The organism is Thalassotalea ganghwensis, from assembly GCF_053485795.1.
This window is the reverse complement of the sequence record NZ_JBQRUM010000001.1, coordinates 61,856-79,952: the sequence shown is the minus strand read 5'-3', so window position 1 is coordinate 79,952 and position 18,097 is coordinate 61,856. Positions and strand designations below refer to the sequence as shown.

8 protein-coding genes are annotated in these 18,097 nt (G+C 41.0%); 6 read left to right on the top strand and 2 right to left on the bottom strand.

Features of this window, described 5'->3' with window-relative positions:
- Positions 1–67 precede the first annotated feature (67 nt).
- A complete protein-coding gene (gene trhO, locus ACSLUH_RS00335; protein WP_448563409.1) occupies positions 68–1,039 on the bottom strand; it encodes an oxygen-dependent tRNA uridine(34) hydroxylase TrhO in 972 nt (323 codons plus the stop codon).
- Between the two features lie 183 nt (positions 1,040–1,222).
- On the opposite strand from trhO, the gene ACSLUH_RS00330 reads away from it, so the two are divergent.
- From ACSLUH_RS00330 to ACSLUH_RS00305, 6 genes are all read left to right on the top strand, one after another.
- Positions 1,223–2,224 (top strand): hypothetical protein, encoded by a 1,002-nt coding sequence (locus ACSLUH_RS00330; RefSeq protein ID WP_448563407.1) that lies wholly within the window; start codon positions 1,223–1,225, stop codon positions 2,222–2,224.
- Positions 2,225–2,543: 319 nt separating this feature from the next.
- Positions 2,544–4,913 (top strand): DUF748 domain-containing protein, encoded by a 2,370-nt coding sequence (locus ACSLUH_RS00325; protein ID WP_448563405.1) that lies wholly within the window; start codon positions 2,544–2,546, stop codon positions 4,911–4,913.
- Positions 4,914–5,231: 318 nt separating this feature from the next.
- Complete coding sequence (locus ACSLUH_RS00320) at positions 5,232–8,903, top strand: collagenase (protein WP_448563403.1); 3,672 nt, start codon at positions 5,232–5,234, stop codon at positions 8,901–8,903.
- A 284-nt stretch (positions 8,904–9,187) separates the two neighbouring features.
- Positions 9,188–9,625, top strand: coding sequence for a universal stress protein (locus tag ACSLUH_RS00315; RefSeq protein WP_448563401.1), 438 nt, complete (start codon positions 9,188–9,190; stop codon positions 9,623–9,625).
- 231 nt (positions 9,626–9,856) lie between these two features.
- Positions 9,857–10,468: a LysE family translocator gene (locus tag ACSLUH_RS00310; protein ID WP_448563399.1), complete on the top strand. Its 612-nt coding sequence runs from the start codon at positions 9,857–9,859 to the stop codon at positions 10,466–10,468.
- A 96-nt stretch (positions 10,469–10,564) separates the two neighbouring features.
- Positions 10,565–11,887: an amidohydrolase family protein gene (locus ACSLUH_RS00305; protein ID WP_448563397.1), complete on the top strand. Its 1,323-nt coding sequence runs from the start codon at positions 10,565–10,567 to the stop codon at positions 11,885–11,887.
- An 80-nt stretch (positions 11,888–11,967) separates the two neighbouring features.
- On the opposite strand, the gene ACSLUH_RS00300 is transcribed toward ACSLUH_RS00305, so the two are convergent.
- Positions 11,968–17,979 (bottom strand): Ig-like domain-containing protein, encoded by a 6,012-nt coding sequence (locus ACSLUH_RS00300; RefSeq protein WP_448563395.1) that lies wholly within the window; start codon positions 17,977–17,979, stop codon positions 11,968–11,970.
- Between the last annotated feature and the right edge of the window lie 118 nt (positions 17,980–18,097).

Here is an 18,097-nt window from a genome sequence, read left to right as displayed (position 1 = left end):
GAATTTTCTAGTCAAAATCTGTAATGCAGCACCAAACAATTTTAATGGGTACTGCGAATACCAACGGTTAAGTGTCTGCAACTTTCTTAAGTTGCTTGGCAATACGGCGTTGTTCAATGTGTTCTTGAACCTCACCACCAATATGAACGTCACCGCGCTCTTTAGCAAGTTGAATTTGACGCTCTCGTTCCGCAAAACGTGCTTTTTGCTCATCGGTCATTCTGTCATGACATTTAGGACAGCTAACTCCTTTGATATAGTGGGGGCTTAATTTATCTTGCTCTGTTATCGGGTGCCTACAGCCAAAACATTGATCGTAACTGCCTTGCTCTAAATTATGGTTTACTGCGACACGACCATCGAAAACAAAGCACTCACCTTGCCACATAGTTTCTTGTTCTGGCACCTCTTCGAGATATTTTAAAATACCACCCTCAAGGTGATAAACTTCCTCAAAACCTTGTTCTTTTAAATAAGCTGTTGATTTTTCACAACGAATACCACCGGTACAGAACATCGCGACTTTTTTATGTTTGGTTTTATCCAAATTGTTTTTTACATATTCGGGAAACTCACGAAAGTTTTCCGTATTCGGGTTAACCGCATTTTTAAACGTACCAATCTCAACTTCGTAATCATTTCGTGTATCAACCAACAATACTTCAGGATCAGAAATTAGCGCATTCCAGTCTTTTGGCTTAACATAAGTACCCACCACTTGATTAGGATCTATTCCTTCAACTCCCATGGTGACAATTTCTTTTTTCAACTTCACTTTAGTGCGTTGAAAAGGGTTTTCTTGATGATAAGAGAGTTTGAAAGAGATGTTAGCTAAACGCTCATCGCGCTGAAGAAAGCTTAATACCGAGTCAATTGCTGGTTGAGTGCCAGCTATTGTGCCATTAATGCCTTCGTTGGCGAGTAACAAGGTACCTTTAACGTCATTTGCCAACATATGATTTAATAAAGGCTCTTTAAGTGCTTCAAAGTTTTCAAGACGCACAAACTTGTACAGCGCACAAACTGTTATTGAATTCATATTTATTTTACCCATTGAACTAACTATATCGTAAATATAGTGCTGTAGACTATTTTTCGCGGCGTAGTATACCAAGATTATTTAGAAATGTTGATATATTAAACAACATAACGGCTACAAATGGACTACACTACTAATTAAAGTGATTTCTCTAGAATATTTTTGACAACAAGGATGTAACCAATGAAAACCTTTCATCTTGTAAAATCATGCTTTTACGTTCTAGCCTATTTGAGCATCACTAACTTTGCATATGCAGGCGTTATTTTTAATAGTAATGGACTATCGGGGGGCTCTCGATGGGATGCTGATCAACGTACAATTTTTGGAGCAGGCGATCGTTCCTTAGTTGATGGGCTCAGCTATTCAATGGAAGGAGGTAGCTATCAAGCATTTCGCGATATGTTTTCTTGGGATGTATTACCTTCTGTCGCCGCTTTTACTTATACCGTCGATAGTGCATTTAATGTCTGGTCCTCGATAGATCCCGAGTCTGGGTTAGGTACAAATTTATCTTTTTCACCCGACTTATCAACTGCTGTCGTCGGTGTCGAAGGTGGTGGTATCGATAGGCGAGGTGCTGAAATTGACTTATTTGCGGCCGATAATGCATTTTATTGGAATCCTGGTAACAACGGTCGTCAAGGTGAAACTTGGTTGAGCGTTTTTCCTAGCCCAGTAACGTTAACGTCAGGTACTCAGGATTACAGTGGCTCATCTGCTATTGTTGGCGCCGATATTATTCTCAATAATAATGCTGGTGCAGTCTACTCTTTAGATCTATTTTTTCGACTATTAACCCATGAAATCGGACACGCTCTAGGGTTAGGCGACGTTGATATTTTTAGCAACCGCTTTATTGACGATAATTTTGATGGTAGTGCGGCGTCGCTAAACAATTCGTGGGCTCAAAAGGTTAATGTTTATGATCCAGCAAGCTCACCATTGCAAGTATATAACATTGGTTCAGCAAGCCAACTGAGCGGTGTCGACATTTTAATGGAATCTCGTGGTTTAGGGATTTCAGCTGGTAACCCCGTATATAACCCTTTACCTTTAACCAACGATGACTATGGTATGCGACAGTTTTTATATCCATTTATTAATATTCCAGAGCCGACATCAATCATATTGTTATTAACTGGGTTATTTGCCCTTATTTTGCCTAAACCGAGTAAGCTTTGATAAAACATCGCTTTATTAGATCACTGTCGTCTTACCAAATTGAGCATAAAATACATAAAAACAGGAGACTAACCATCTTTATGTAAAGTTAATGTTGAGAGATTAAATGAGACTGAACAAGGCAAATTCAGCAGTATTGCGTTTTTAACGATAATTTTTTAACGAAGTGAAACTGCATTTTAATTTTTGCAGATAAAAATAAAAGTTATCTGTTCATCGTGATAAGTTATTGAATTATTGGTGTCTAGTGATATTCATTTGAGCTTATTTACGTTAGAATTTTACGATGAACAATTTCATTTCAGTAAGTTAACTTTTGATGAAGAACAAGCTTTTAGCTGCTAGTAAGTACATTGCCATTACATTATTTTCACTGTTAATGCTTATTTGGCTTTTATCTCCGTTTATTGCTCAATACGCAGCTCAAAAATACCTAACGCCTTTAAATTTAACATTATCCGGGCAGAGTAGCATTCGCTATAACCCTTTTACGTCGGTACTGTCGGTTAGAAAATTGGCAATTACCAAAGCAGGAAAAATTGTTTTCGCACTGAATCAGGCGGATTTGGGGATTAGCCTTTATCAGCTATTGTTTGATCGCATTTACCTAAAACAGTTTGACGTGGATGGTGTTTATGCCAAGGTAATACAACAGCAACAAACGTTATCCGTTGCCGGTGTTGAACTTGCAGGAAGAGATAGTGCAACCGAGCAGTCGAGTGCAGCGAGTTCAAACCAAAGTAATGACTACGAACTTGTCTTGCCAGAGCTTCGTTTAATCAATAGCAAAATCGAAATCATCAAAGATCAGAAGCTACTAACCGTACTGACACCCTATTTAACCATTAAAAATGCAAAGCTAACGGAAAATAGCCTAAGTTTAAATGCAGTAAATAAAAATACCATCAACCAAGGCAGTTTGATCGTAAACGCTGACATAAACTTGATGAAACAACAAGGCAAGATTATTAGCAATATTGAAGCGCTAAATCTTGATCTGAGTCTATTGAGTCCATGGCTACCAAAAGCACTGATTGTGTCATCAGCCCAACTTTCTTTAGATAGCCAGCAAGATATAACCTTAATCGGTGACCGCAAAGAACTCACCTTTAAAAATAACAAAATATTGCTAGAGCAACTTAATATAAAAAATCCACAACTAGCAATTTCTGCTGATGCATTTGACCTTTACTCGCCAAATTGGGTAGTCAGTATCAATGACGATGATCAGCTTAACCTTGAAGGTCAGGGAAAGCTGTTGACTAAGTATCTTGCCGTATCAAACGCAAGTGATGATAAAAAACTGCTAACAAGCATTCGTAAGATACAATCTGATCATTTTGCTGTTAGCACCCCTAATTTAAAGCCTCTGCTAGTGATAGATAACCTAAATATTGATAAAGTTGTGGTCTCAGATGATACATTGACTCCCGAGCCACCATTAACAACCCTTGAGTCTATTACCCTGGACGATGTAAGAATTAATCAAGATAGCCTTGCAATTAATCTCATAGGTCTAACTGATCTTAAGGTAAATACGACAATAGCCAAGGATAAATCAATCGCTAACCTAGCCTCTATAGCGTCTTTAACTGATGTGAATAAAGAAGCTGAAACAGCTCCCAAAGATCGAGAACTAAACGAAGGGCAACAAAATAATGTTGATTTTTTACTTAATCAATTACGTTTATTGTCACCAGCCATCATTAACTTACATGATACGAGTGTTTCACCGAGCTACCAAAGAAGCTATCGCTTAACTACGGTAGAACTCGGCCCATTAGATACCAGAAAGCCCAACCTAGAAACAAGTCTTTTAGTTAAAGGCGAAAGTGACCACTTTGAAAAGTTTAACCTTAAAAGTACCAACCAATTATTTACCAAGACCCCCAGCTATAGTTTATCTGGCGATATAAAAGAAATAGATTTGTCTGCGTTATCACCTTATATAAAGCAAGCGTTAAAACACGAGATAAAAAACGGTCACCTAGATCTTAAATTGAATACGAGTGTCAATAACGCTCAACTATCGGGTAATGCCGATTTAACCTTAAGGCGAGTCGATTTCATGGCAAATGTTGATATTGAAGACCATGCGGTTAAAACCACTGCTGGTATGCCATTAAATTATGCTCTCGGTATGTTGAAAGACAATAAAGGTCATGTCGATTTATCGATACCGCTTTCTGGAGATCTTAGCGACCCTAAATTTGGTCTTGTAGATATAACCACGCTATTAATCAAAAAAGCGTCGATGATGGCCGCGAAAGATTACCTACTGCAAACTTTTGTGCCTTATGCCAACGTAGTGTCTATCGCATTAAGTGCCGCCGATCACGTGCTTAAAGTCAGGTTCAATGATTTAGAATATCAACCCAAGCAAGTGGACGCAGCGATCACCAATAGCGCTTATTTAGAGCAGTTTGCTAAATTGCTCCAAGATAAACCAGATACACAGGTATCTATTTGCCCTATTGCCGTGCCACAAGATATTAATTTAACCGCAGGTAGTGAAGTAAAAGATCCAGCCATAGTTGCACAGCTAAAGGCTATTTCAATGCAGCGTTTTAATGCGTTTAAAAAGTTAATGATCACGCAATATAATATCGAAAGTGCAAGGTTGCTGTTATGTAGCCCATCTATTGATACTAATAAAAACGCCCAGCCTAGGTTAACGTTTTCAAGTTAACTTGAAACTTCAGAGAACTACTAACTAGCGGTGGCGAATTCATCGCTAGTTAGTAACGATAACTCATCATTTCAACCAAACCATCGATTTACAATTATCTTTCTTTTCTTATCAAATACTTACTTTTGATTTGGTCAAAAACCAACCGGTTATATTGTATACTTAATACACAGTATGTTACATTTTCATGACCTAACGTTAATAGTAGGTAAATTGACTATCTACGCTCAGCTTCAAATACTAGCGCCTAATCGAGAGAATCAGTCAGTTATTAATATGATTCAAGAATTACTATAAATAAAAATAATGAAGGCAATTATGAAAATAAATCAATTACTTGTAGCATCATGTTTGCTACTAGTCGGCGGTAATGCTTTTGCAGGACAAAAGCAAAGCGCACCTCAACCCCCAAAATATGTATCAGATCTCCCCCATGAACATCATGGCATTGAAAAAGTAGCAACAATTGATTCAGGTCCTAACAGAAGGCGAATCATTCACCCTAGAAGAAAAAGGGTTATCACCAATAGTCCTATCCAATCGTTTACAGCTACTCACAGTAAATTCAATTCCATAAATTCGATGACCGTGAATGCCATTGCAAGCTGTGACTTAGACGCATTAATGACATCAAACACCGCAACGTTAATCTCTGAATTAAAAACTCAGGGTTCCGATTGTATTAATAGTCTATTTTCTGCAAGTTCTGATATTCAAAGTGGAACCTATAACTCAAGCAACATGACCGCCGTAGCAACCCACGTCCAAGGATTGTCTCAAACCTACACTGGTGGTGGAAACGACGATATTGAAAGCTTATTTCTTTATCTACGCGCCGGTTTTTTTGTTGAGTTTTATAATGATGCTGTAACTTTCCAGTCATCCGTTAAGCCAGCAGTGCAAGCCGCGATTGATAGCTTTGTTAATAATGCCAATTTTTACCAAAACAATGATGCCCATGGTAAAACCTTAAGTGAAGTTATCATCACCATGGATAGTGCTGAACTTCAAGACGTTTATTTGCCAGTTGTGAAAGAATGGCTTGTGCGTTGGGATCAAAGTTATGCCGATAAATGGTATATGCGCAATGCTGTCAATGGTATTTTCACTATCTTATTCCGAGGTCAGTGGAATGACAAATTTGTCGCCTTGGTTGGCAACGATACTGAGCTAGTTACACGTTTAAAGAATTTTGCCTTAAAAAGCTGGATGCTTGATAGTGAGTCTGAGTTTATTGTCGCCAACGCAGCAAGAGAGCTAGGGCGTTTAAAAACGTATTCCGGTACTGCGATTCAACCATCAGTTGACGCCGCACTTAATGAAATATTTAATTCTTCTTATCAACTTTATGGATACGGAGATGCCGTTTGGTTAGGAGCCGCAGACACCGCGACCTATTTTGCAGATTGTAGCGACTTCGGTATCTGTGGCTACAAAGCACAACTTGAAGCACAAGTATTATCACAAATCTATACTTGTAGCCCTACGATTAAGGTTCGATCGCAAGATTTAACCCAAGCACAACAAGTGTCGGCATGTAGCACCATGGGGGCAGAAGAAACCTACTTCCATAATCGTTTAGCAACTAACAATCAGCCAGTTGCAGATGATAACAATAGTCAACTGCAAGTTAATATTTTCAATAGCAGTGATGATTATGGCAAATACGCTGGTCATATCTTCGGTATTGATACCAATAACGGTGGTATGTATTTAGAAGGCGATCCTTCAAACGCAAATAACATTCCGAATTTCGTCGCTTATGAAGCCGACTATGCTAAACCCGATCATTACGTGTGGAATTTAGAGCACGAATATGTGCACTACCTTGATGGTCGATTTGACTTATATGGCGATTTTAACGCACCAACAGAAGCCATCGTTTGGTGGACAGAAGGTGTTGCTGAGTATATTGCTAAACAAAACAACAACCAAGCGGCAATAGATACGATTACCGATGGCTCTACTTACACGCTAGCAACGGTTATTGAAACCACTTACGACGGCTTTGACCAAGATAGAATCTATCGTTGGGGCTATTTAGCGGTTCGCTTTATGTTTGAAAAACATTTTGACGAAGTACAGGCCATGCTAGCCGAAACACGTGCTGGCAATTGGAGTGCTTACAAAACCAGAGTCAGCAGTTGGGCGACTAGCTATGGCAATGAGTTCACTCAATGGACGCAAGCTTTAGCGAGTGGTTCAGAAAATATTGCACCAACAGCTAATGCCAATGGTCCTTATAATGCGATAGTTAACACCGATATTAGCTTCTCAAGCGCAAATTCGAACGATAGCGATGGCTCAATTATCAGCTATGCATGGGATTTTGGAGATGGTAACAACTCAACCGAGGCAAACCCTACTCATCGCTACAGCCAAGCAGGAACTTACACCGCAACGTTAACGGTAACCGATAATGAAAATAGCACAGGCACCAGCAGCGCTATAGTTACCATAACATCTGACAATACAACGACTGAACTTGATAACAATAGCTCAGTTAGCAATCTATCGGCAAGTGCTGGTCAATGGCTCTACTACACTTTAGCGGTGCCACAAGGAGCAACCGATTTATCGATAGCAACCGCTGGTGGCAATGGTGATGTTGATTTATATACTCAACTCAACAGCCAACCCACAACAAATGCTTATCAATGTCGTCCTTATCTAGCAGGCAATACAGAGTCTTGTACTAATGCTTCTCCACAGGCAGGTGTATGGCATATTGGCCTTTACGCATACAATGATTTTGATGGGGTAACCTTATCCGTTAGCTACACAGATGATAGCACCAGTAACGAAGCGCCAGTAGCGGTCATTAATGGCCCCTATTCAGCAAGTGAAAACCAAGTGATTAATTTCTCAAGTGAAGGCTCTTCAGATACTGACGGCACGATCACCGCATACTTGTGGAACTTTGGTGATGGTAACACGGCAACCGATGCCAACCCCAGCCATAGCTACAGCGGTGCTGGTAATTATACGGTAACGCTAACCGTTACCGATAACTTGGGTAGTAACCATAGTGTTAACACAACTGCACAAATTAGCGCGGTTAATCAAGCACCAATTGTTGAAATAAACGGACCTTACACTGGTGAACAAAACATCGCCATTAACTTTAATAGCAACGGCTCTTATGACGCTGATGGCACTATTGCTAGCTACTTATGGAACTTTGGCGATGGCTCAACAAGCTCACAAGCAAACCCTACGCATAGCTATAATACCTCCGGTAGTTACACGGTTAGCTTAACGGTCACCGATAATGAAGGGCTTACCAATAGTACGACAACCACAGCAACCATTAGTGGTGATGAAATTGTCACACTTACCAATGGTAGTAGCCTTAACATCAGTGGTCAGCAAAACCAGCAGTCAATGTTTCAATTTGATGTGCCAGCCAATGCCACTAACTTATCGTTTAGGATAACAGGCGGAAGCGGTGATGCGGATATTTACGTCAGTTTTGGTGAGCAACCAACATTATCAAGCTACGATTGTCGTCCATACTTACAAGGTAATGAAGAAAGCTGTGAAATCAGTAATATCCAAGCAGGTACTTACTATGTCATGGTTCGAGGCTATAACAGTTACAACACTAACTTAATCGCAAGCCACAACGGTAGCTCGACTAACGTTCCTAATGCATGTTTAAGTCAAGGCGCTGTAACAAGTGGCCGCCTAGAAACCGATACAGCCTACTGTATGGGCACTACAGATCCTATGTGGTTTAGTGTTGCTGGTGCAAATGAACATACATCAATTGCCATAACCATCGCTCATGGAACAGGAAATGCTGCGGTTTTATTTAGCAATTATGGCTGGCCTGATAGCAATAACACTCAAGCAAGCTCTGATAATGCCGGTAATAATGAGTGTATTTACTTAAGCAATTTAAGTGAATACTGGGGTTATATCAAAGTCACAGGTGGTGCAGAGAATGCGAGCATCATTGTTGACTACGACACCGCAGGTTGTCGATAACGACTTTCAGTGAAATAAAGTAAGCAAAGGCAGCACCCATGTTGAGTGCTGCCTTTACACTATCGTTTAATCTACCAATGACCAAACAAGCCATGCAATGAGTTTATTCAGACTACATTAAGATACTCACCGACTTAAAATAACATGGTTTTACTAAGACAAAAGTCTTTAACTTAGCTTAAAGCTTGATCTACCTCATAAAGTTAGCTGATTCACCTGCAAGAACTCTAGTTTTATTCTATGCTTGAGGTAACTCACTGTTTACGAAACATAAGGATAATTTTATGAGCAAATTGGTATATCTTGTTGGAATTGATGGAACTGAATGGTCTGAACGCGCTACTGAGCGCGCAGTAAACTTAGCCAAAGACACCGGCGCTAGTGTTAAGCTTGTTTACGTATTACAAACTCCCAACATTCACCCTTATGCCATCGAAGGAATCGTTCCACCACCATTTGACGATAAACAAGAAGAAAAATTTGCACAAGAGCATGTCATAGCTCCTTTGATGAAAAAATTTGCCGATGATGGTGTAAAACTTGAAAGTCAATTATCGTGGGGAGACCCAGTAGATGTTATTCACAAACTTGAAAAGCAAGAGCATGCCAACATGGTCTTCCTAGGTCGACGAGGCCGTTCGACCATAGGCGATTTATTACTTGGCAGTGTTGCCAATAAACTCGCTCATCATTGCGGCGTACCTATCGTATTAGTACCCTAATAAGCCAAAATCATTTAAAAAAGCAATGGCAATTATTTACTCGATGCCGTTGCTTTTTACTTCAAATTTCTTCTTTTAATGTAAACCCAACAAATAGAAACTACTCACTATTCTATTGTAGCTTTTCGTTTGGGGCTGTCGTACTATCAAGATCTTCTGCTAACGCTCTCGTATATTATCTTAGTCGCATTTTCTCGATAACTGGCTCGACGTGATAATTAAGGACTCGATATGGAATATCTTGCGCTGATCTTATTTATATTTTCAACATCAGGCACTCCAGGCCCCAACAACGTCATGATTTTAACGTCCGGCGTTAATCATGGTATACGCTTAAGTCTACCTCATGTCATGGGTGTTAATGTCGGGTTTACGCTAATGATCATCTTAGTTGGCATGGGAATAATGCAAATTTTTGTCCAGTGGCCAGTACTCCATCAAGTGATCCAGGTTATCGGGATACTATATTTAGTCTATTTAGCTTTCAAGATAGCAACGATGGACGTTAATGCTAATCAGGTTGATAAGAAAAAGCCTTTTAGCTTTTTACAAGCGGCACTCTTCCAATGGGTCAACCCTAAAGCTTGGGTAATTGCCTTAAGTGCATTGGTTGCATTTTCAAATACAACGAATAACGTTTGGCAACAGTTACTTACTATTGCAGGCTTTTATTTTGTTTTTGGTTTACCTTGTTCTTTTGCATGGCTATTTGCTGGCAAATGGCTACAAAACATTTTAACCAAAAGTTATTACATCAAAGCGTTTAATATCTCAATGGCAATCTTGCTGCTAGCATCCTTATACCCGCTGGTCACAGAGGCGATTACGACATACCAAGCCTAGAAAATATTTTTGTAATTACCAAAAATATTAAAACTTTTTCAGGTTTTTAGACGACACTATTGAATAGTGCCATTTTTTAAATATGAGGAATTGCTAATGAGACTATATTTGGTATTGATCGCTTTATTGCCTTTCACCAGCGTGTGGGCAAATACATTACTAATCTCTAACGTTAATGTCGTTGATGTTAAAAAAGGAATGATACTTCCTGCAAAAGATGTTCTTATCAGCGATGGTAAAATCATTAATATTGCGACAAACATATCAGTAGCTAATCAAACCGAAGTCGTTAATGGTAATGGACGTTACCTTATACCTGGCTTATGGGATATGCATGCTCATTTGCAAGATTTAGGCGAAAGTTCCCTAAACCAGTTTCTTTATTATGGTGTCACGCAAGTCAGGGATATGGGGGGCGATCCAACCCTTTTATTGAATTACAAAAATCAAATCAATAATCAAACACGAATCGGTCCTGATATCTATAGCGCATTGTATATGATTGGCAGTCCACGCTTTGCCGATATTATGCAAAAGTTTATGCCAAGTGATGATTGGCAAGCAGAGCAAAAGCGCCGCATCATCGTAGGCGATAAAGCGCAAGCAACAGCTGCTGTTGATAAGATAAAAAACGCTGGCGGCGACTTCGTGAAACTTCATTGGAATCATAATAAAGAAACCTTAACAGCTATTATCCAACGTGCTGAACAACTCGGCTTAGATGTCGTTGGCCACGATCCTGGCCCTAATATCTCGTTAATCGATATTGCCAAATCCGGTCTTCGTAGTTATGAACATGTTGACGGTGATTTTTTTTACAAGTTATCTCAACTCAGCGATGAAGAATTTACACAAACGGTCAATGCCTTAAAAGCTAATGATCTGCATATTTCGTCGACTTTGGTGATGTGGACAGCATTTACTCGACTCGCGGCAATTGAAGACAAAGCACAAGCGGCTGAAATATTAGCAAAACACCCTGATGGTCTCAAAGTAGATGACAAGTTAGTCACCTTTTGGAAAAAAATTATTCCTACTTTCGGGCCGAGGTTAATTACATGGGAGCTGGTCGATAACGATATTCACTATTTAAAAACCCTTTACGAAGCTGGAGTCAATATACTCGCCTCAACCGACTCTGGAATTCCAGGTTTATATCCCGGCTACTCACTTATCGAAGAGCTTTTGTTATTGCAAGAAAAAGTCGGCGTAACACCAGCCGATGCTTTAAAAATGGCAACATTAGATGCCGCAAGATTTTTGCATGCCGATAGTAAGTACGGCTCTGTTGAAATAGGGAAGATAGCTAACCTTGTTTTACTGGATGAAAATCCACTCTCCTCCGTGAAAGCACTATATCAAGTATCTGATGTGATTAAACATGGTAAACACTATCAAAGAGCTGCCTTAATCAATTGATGAGTAACTTTAAATTGAACGAATAAAAAACACCGCCTCAGCGGTGTTTTTTATTCGTTCAGTTTTAGATTACATCAACGCTATACCTGTCGTCGGTTAGTAACCGAGTGTTGCACTCTTCGCCACAATACAACCATGCTTGCCAACAGCAACCAGCTAAAATTAACCGCGCCGCCCGACGACTTTTTCGGTGTCACTACGATAACTTCCGGTGCTTCAACGGTAATCACCAACTGTCCAGAAGTATCATCAAAGCCATCATAAACAAAGTAAGTTACAGTATCTGTTCCAACAAAATTTGCCTTGGGCGTATAGGTTATTTCGCCATCGCTAGTAAAGCTAATACTGCCTTGTTCAGCAATTGCTGTAATTAGCACTAAGTCATCACCGTCAGCGTCGCTATCATTGGTTAAAACGTTCAACGTTAGTGTTTCGTCATTCGCTAGTGTTGCCGTTTCATCGACAACCTGAGGAGCACTATTAGGTCTAATGGTTACCGTCACTTCACTGGCTGCCGCACCACCGTTGCCATCAGAAATGGTATAGTTAATGGTATCTGTACCAAAGTGATTATCTGCTGGTGTATAAGTAATGGTTTGATCACTGTTGATTTCAACCGAGCCAAACATTGCACTGACATTGAGTAACGTCAATGAATCACCAACATCCTCATCTGTGTCGTTGGCTAATACATCAATCACAATAGCGGTACCAATTTTAGTTGTTACGGCATCAGGCTCTGCAATAGGTAAATGGTTACCTGATATTGCAACTGCCACACCACCTGGGTCATCAACCGCTTGGTTGACTTCGCCATCAGCATCATTAGGGCCACCATCTTCAATGGCTAATTGCACACACCAATGACCTTCCGTTAATCCAGCTTTGTATGCCACATCACCTGGCGGTGGACAAAAACCCTCACTACCCAAAGCAGAAGATACTTGATTGTTATCATCAATAACAAAGTCTTGCCACCCACTTGGCATCAGCTTACGGTAAACTGCATTATCTGGAATAGGTGAAAATTGCGCTACGACCATGCTAACCGATTGACCAGCAACGGGTAACTCTTCAACATCAAAATCAAACAATCCACTATTGTATTCATATTGGTCTTCATCTGTCAGAACACCTTGCCCATCATTACCATAATTGACAATATCATCTGATGATACTGCAGCTTTTGAACCATTGGCTCTAAATGCTACGTCGCCTAACGTCAACACAAGTCCGGGCTCTGTTTCTATTAAAAATTGATTACTTTCGACTTGATTCTGCTGAATGATGTTTCTCGCTAGATTCGCTGAATCTAAATAATCAGGAATACCATCGTCATCTTTATCTCCTATCCCTTCATCAAGATCAGAGATACCGTCATTATCTGAATCGTTAGAAGCACTTAACTCTGGCAAAGATTCTTCAATTCGTATTTTGAGCCTATCCTTAGCTTGCTTATCACCGTCACTAACTTCAAGTCTCAGTTTATAAAAACCTGGCGACAGGCTTGAAGGATCAAAAGTAAAGGTAGTATCGTCACTATCGACATCAACTAGGGTATTATCAGTTTTTGACCAATCATAGCTATGGCTATCATTTGTGTTTGGATCCGTAACCTTGGCTTTTACCACGACCATGCCGCCATCTTGAGCGATGATACGAGTTGCTTTGTCGCTGCTATCTTGCTTAGCTTCCAAAACAACATTTGGCGCAATGTTCTCCTCAAAAATACCGATTTGATGTCGGCTTTTAGTGCCTACTACCGCATTTATCGGTTGCCCCATTGTCACGATCAGAGACTCCCGCCCTTCTCCTGCGCCGTCATTTACAATATCTACGGTAACTGACGATTCTAATTGACCTTGCTCAATGATGGCTTGACCGTCAACTAGGTTATGATCTGAGCCATCGGTAGCAGCCGTGCCGCCAACGGTATACGGTACAACAACAGGGTAGCTAACCGCTGGGCCGTTTAATAAGACTTTAAAGGTTACCGTTGCTCCTTCTGAAGTAGATTGATTCTTATTAAAGCTTACCAATGGTACTACATGAACAGTTTGAGTATCATTTGCTTGCAAACCATCTTGGTCAACCGTACTCCAAGTCACGGTGTGTGAGCCTGGGCTAAAGAAGCCATTCGAGTCAACGGTTACGGCAAGACTGCCATCTTCCTCATCTGTAGCTTGCGCAAGACCAAGATCTACTTCCGTAAACAACCCTGAGGCATTAACCGTAACATCATCTGGTGCGGTTATCACAGGTCGATTATTGCCATCAACCACATCTTCAACTTCAATAATTAACTTGACTAATGCTGAAGATTGAGCATCGGAACTATCGGCAACAGTGTAATAAAACTGCACTTCGCCAGCAAAGTTCTCGGTGGCGGTATAACGAACTTTACCATCAACAAACAACGCTGAACCCGAGCTATTATTATTGATAGCAACCCCCACTAATTGCTCACCTTCTTCACCTTCAACGTCAGGATTTGATAAATCCACGTCATTATCATTTGCTAGTACATCAATTAAGTAAACGTCATCTTCAGCTTGAGCTACCGTTAAGCTATCTTCGTTGGCTATCGGTGCATCATTAACATTGGTGACAGTTAACTGATAAACAATCGCCTCAGAATTAACCTCGCCATCATTAGCGATAATGGTAAAGCTATCTTGTCCAACAAAATCATCATTAGGCACGTAGGTGAAACTGCCAGCATTAACGGTTACCGACCCATTAGCTGCATCCTCTGTAATCTGATAAGAAAGCTCGTTACTTTCATCATCGACAATATCTAAGCTTTCTGTTAACGAGGTGTCTTCAGTTACTTCAAAAATCTCATCGCCTTCACGATATGGAGCGGTGTTATTAGCAATAACTTCAAAGGTAAACGTTTTAATGTCGGTAGTAATGCCATCCGTAGCTGTAACAGTTACTGTAGTAGTTAAGCCAACCAGTTCTGACAAACCAAAAGGAGTGAATTGCCCTTGAGTATAACGGTATGGTCGATCGTTTTCGTCAATATCATAAATGTCACCAAAACGAGTAAAATTCATTTGGCCATCATAATCGTAGCTTATGCTTATGCTACTCGCATTCATATACGGGCTAAAAGCCACTTCGTAGTCTACATAAGTGCTACTACCTTCCGTTATTTGAATAGACGGTCGCGTAAAAGTAATAGAAACAGGGTAATAATTATCTTCAACAGTTATCGAGACAGTTGCCGTATTTGACCACTCTCCATCATCATCTTGCACTCTATAGGTCAATGAGTCAGGGCCACTATAATCTGCCGTCGGCGTATACACGATTTGACTTGACGAAATAGATGCCACCCCATTCGTCGGCAAATCAATCAACTCAAGAGTGCTGTTGTTTAGCGAACCATCACCATCCGCATCATTGGCAAGTACATTAATAGAAACAGAACTATTTTCATTGACGGTGACAGTATCATCAGTCGCTACAGGTGCGACATTAGCAGCAAATACAGTAACCGTTACCGTTGCAGAATTTGATAACGCACCATCGTTATCGCTCACTCGATAGGTAAACGTATCGGTGCCAACAAAGTTGCTGTTAGCAGTATATACGACTTGGCCATTGCTCACTGCAGCTGAGCCATTACCAGGTTGCGTAACCGTTATGCTATTGCTGTTTAATGTGCCATCACTATCAGAATCATTGCTAAGCACATTAATGGAGACGCTCGCTCCCGATTCTGTATTAGCGGTATCATTAACAGCGGTAGGAGCAACGTTAGAGGCGCTCACATTTACAGTAAAGGTGTTCGGCGCTGAACTAAATACCGTGCCATCGTTTACAGAGAAGGTAAATGTGTCAGTTCCAATCGCTGAAGGCGTATAAACTAAGTTCCCGATATTCGCGGCGGTAATAACATCTGCTGCGCTGACATCGACACCAGAAAGTCTTAATGTGCCATTATCAACAGTTAACGTGTCAATACGCACTGAGGTAAGAACATCTCCTGAATCAACATCACTAAAACCAAAATCAGCTGCTGCAAAAACTTTCGTTGCAGCATCGGTGATTGTTGCAGAATTATCTGCGCCAGTTGGCGCGTCATTAACACCGGTAATATCAATGTTAACAACGGGGTTTGAAGAAAGGTTCAATCCGCCATCGCTTGCACTCATAGTAAGAGTAGCAACATCATTACCTGCGGCGTTTGCAGCACCAGTATATTGAAGGTTAGAAGCTGTATCTAAATAAGTATTTATGTCTAATGCAAGCCCCGACAAAGTCACTTGAGTTACATTAACTAACGTTTCGGTGACACCACTACCGACGCCAGCACCATCAGCAGGGGCAGAAAAAGTACCTGCGCTGACTGTCAAGGTTACCGTTAAAGAATCCCCGTCTACATCAGCAAAAGTCACTGCCGATAGATCAACATTTGATGCAGTATCCTCTGTGACGGTAATATCGGTTGGCGCTCCGCTGACTGTTGGTGCATCTGGTTGGGCGGTAATATCTATATTAACAACGGGATCCGCTGCTAAAGATCCTACCCCATCCGTTGCACTAATCGTTAGGGTAGCGACATTATCCCCAGATACATCGGTTGCACCGGTATATTGCAGGTTAGCAGCCGTATCTAAGTAGGTGTTAATTGATGCTGCAGTACCTGCTAAGGTAATCTGTGTTGGACTGACAAGTGTTTCGGTGACACCGGCGCCATCGGCAGGTGACGAGAACGTCCCCGCACTAATATTCAACGTGACCGTTAATGAATCTCCATCGGCATCAGCAAAAGTAACAGCAGATAAATTAACATTGGATGCGGTATCTTCCGTGACGCTAATATCCGTTGGCGCGCCGGATACGGTTGGCACATTGTTGGTTGTCGCCGTAAACTGAGAGCTAGTTGCGGTGGTTAAACCACCTGACGATGCTTGTAAATTAAAGGTCTCGTCACTGCCGCCAGACGCGGTGTAAGCAATTTGCATACCGCTATACGTAACAGAACCAGAACTTGGTGCAACGGATACGGTCTCAGGGTTAGCATCAGTATCCCCCATTCCCACCAAAATAACACTGCCCGCCCCATTAACTTCGGCCAAGGTGATATCGGTTACATATCCAGTATCAACAATATCATTGGCATCACGCGCTGAAACAACCGGCACCGGGTTTAATGCCGTAGCTTCACCTGAGGCCACTGTTAATGGCGCTGGCTGGGTATCAAACACCAGTTTAGTAGCGACGACATCAGAGGTTACTGCATTAGCATCGACAGTGGCGAGATCTGTGCCAACGCCGTCTTGATCATTGGCGGTTAAGGTAAAGCTTTGCTGATCTGCTGTTGCCGCATAGTTAACATTGGTAAATGTCGCAACGCCAGAGACCGCAGCGATTGAGCCACCTGTTAACGTACCTGCACTTGCTTCGGTTAATGTTATCGTTTCAGTAAAATCACTATCGGTATTGCCAAAAGCATCTTGTGCAGTAACCACGGGCTGTGTTGTTAAGTCGCTACCTGAAACCGAGCCAGCGGGTTGAGTAGTAAACGCAAGTGCCGTTGCCGTAACATCAACGGTTGAGCCACTGCCATTGGTTACCGGACTGGTAGCGCCCATCGTCGTACCAGAACTTATCGTAACGTCAGTATCACCATCAACAGAAAGAATATATGTACCGCCTTCTGTGAGGCCAGTATTATCATTATAATAAGCGTTGACGGTATAGGTTTCATTTCCCCCATCCGCTATGGATATCGATAAACCAGAAAACGTGATGGTACCGCCACCTACTACACCTGTAACATTGGCAGCATCAGGCCCAGTTAACCGCCAAGTAACTTTGTTAAAGTCTCCTGTTCCCGAAGTGTTCAAAATAATTTGACTGATGTTCATAGCGGTAGCATCACTTGTGCCACCGTCAGATATAGTAAAGTCAAATACATTAATCGCTTCTCCAACACTATCGATTGTAGTGTCGATGCTTATTGGTTCTGTAACTCCAGCTGACGCTGTTAAGTTGCCATCTGCTTCAAACAGAAAGTAAGCTTTGACCGGTAAACTGATCAATATCAGCGGGATGAATGAGGCGAAAATTGAATTCATGATTAGTTTCTTCATTTTAAATCTCGCTTATAAATGGTAAGCAGGTATAGGTCTATTTGGCTATATCCACAGGTATTATTAGAACAAAATACAGTTCTTAAATATTGTTTAAACAAAT

Excerpts from the sequence above, each read along its gene's own strand:
- ACSLUH_RS00325 (WP_448563405.1), top strand. The coding sequence starts at position 2,544 with ATGAAGAACAAGCTTTTAGCTGCTAGTAAGTACATTGCCATTACATTA.
- ACSLUH_RS00305 (WP_448563397.1), top strand. The coding sequence starts at position 10,565 with ATGAGACTATATTTGGTATTGATCGCTTTATTGCCTTTCACCAGCGTG.
- ACSLUH_RS00315 (WP_448563401.1), top strand. The coding sequence starts at position 9,188 with ATGAGCAAATTGGTATATCTTGTTGGAATTGATGGAACTGAATGGTCT.
- ACSLUH_RS00330 (WP_448563407.1), top strand. The coding sequence starts at position 1,223 with ATGAAAACCTTTCATCTTGTAAAATCATGCTTTTACGTTCTAGCCTAT.
- ACSLUH_RS00320 (WP_448563403.1), top strand. The coding sequence starts at position 5,232 with ATGAAAATAAATCAATTACTTGTAGCATCATGTTTGCTACTAGTCGGC.
- trhO (WP_448563409.1), bottom strand. The coding sequence starts at position 1,039 with ATGAATTCAATAACAGTTTGTGCGCTGTACAAGTTTGTGCGTCTTGAA.
- ACSLUH_RS00310 (WP_448563399.1), top strand. The coding sequence starts at position 9,857 with ATGGAATATCTTGCGCTGATCTTATTTATATTTTCAACATCAGGCACT.
- ACSLUH_RS00300 (WP_448563395.1), bottom strand. The coding sequence starts at position 17,979 with ATGAATTCAATTTTCGCCTCATTCATCCCGCTGATATTGATCAGTTTA.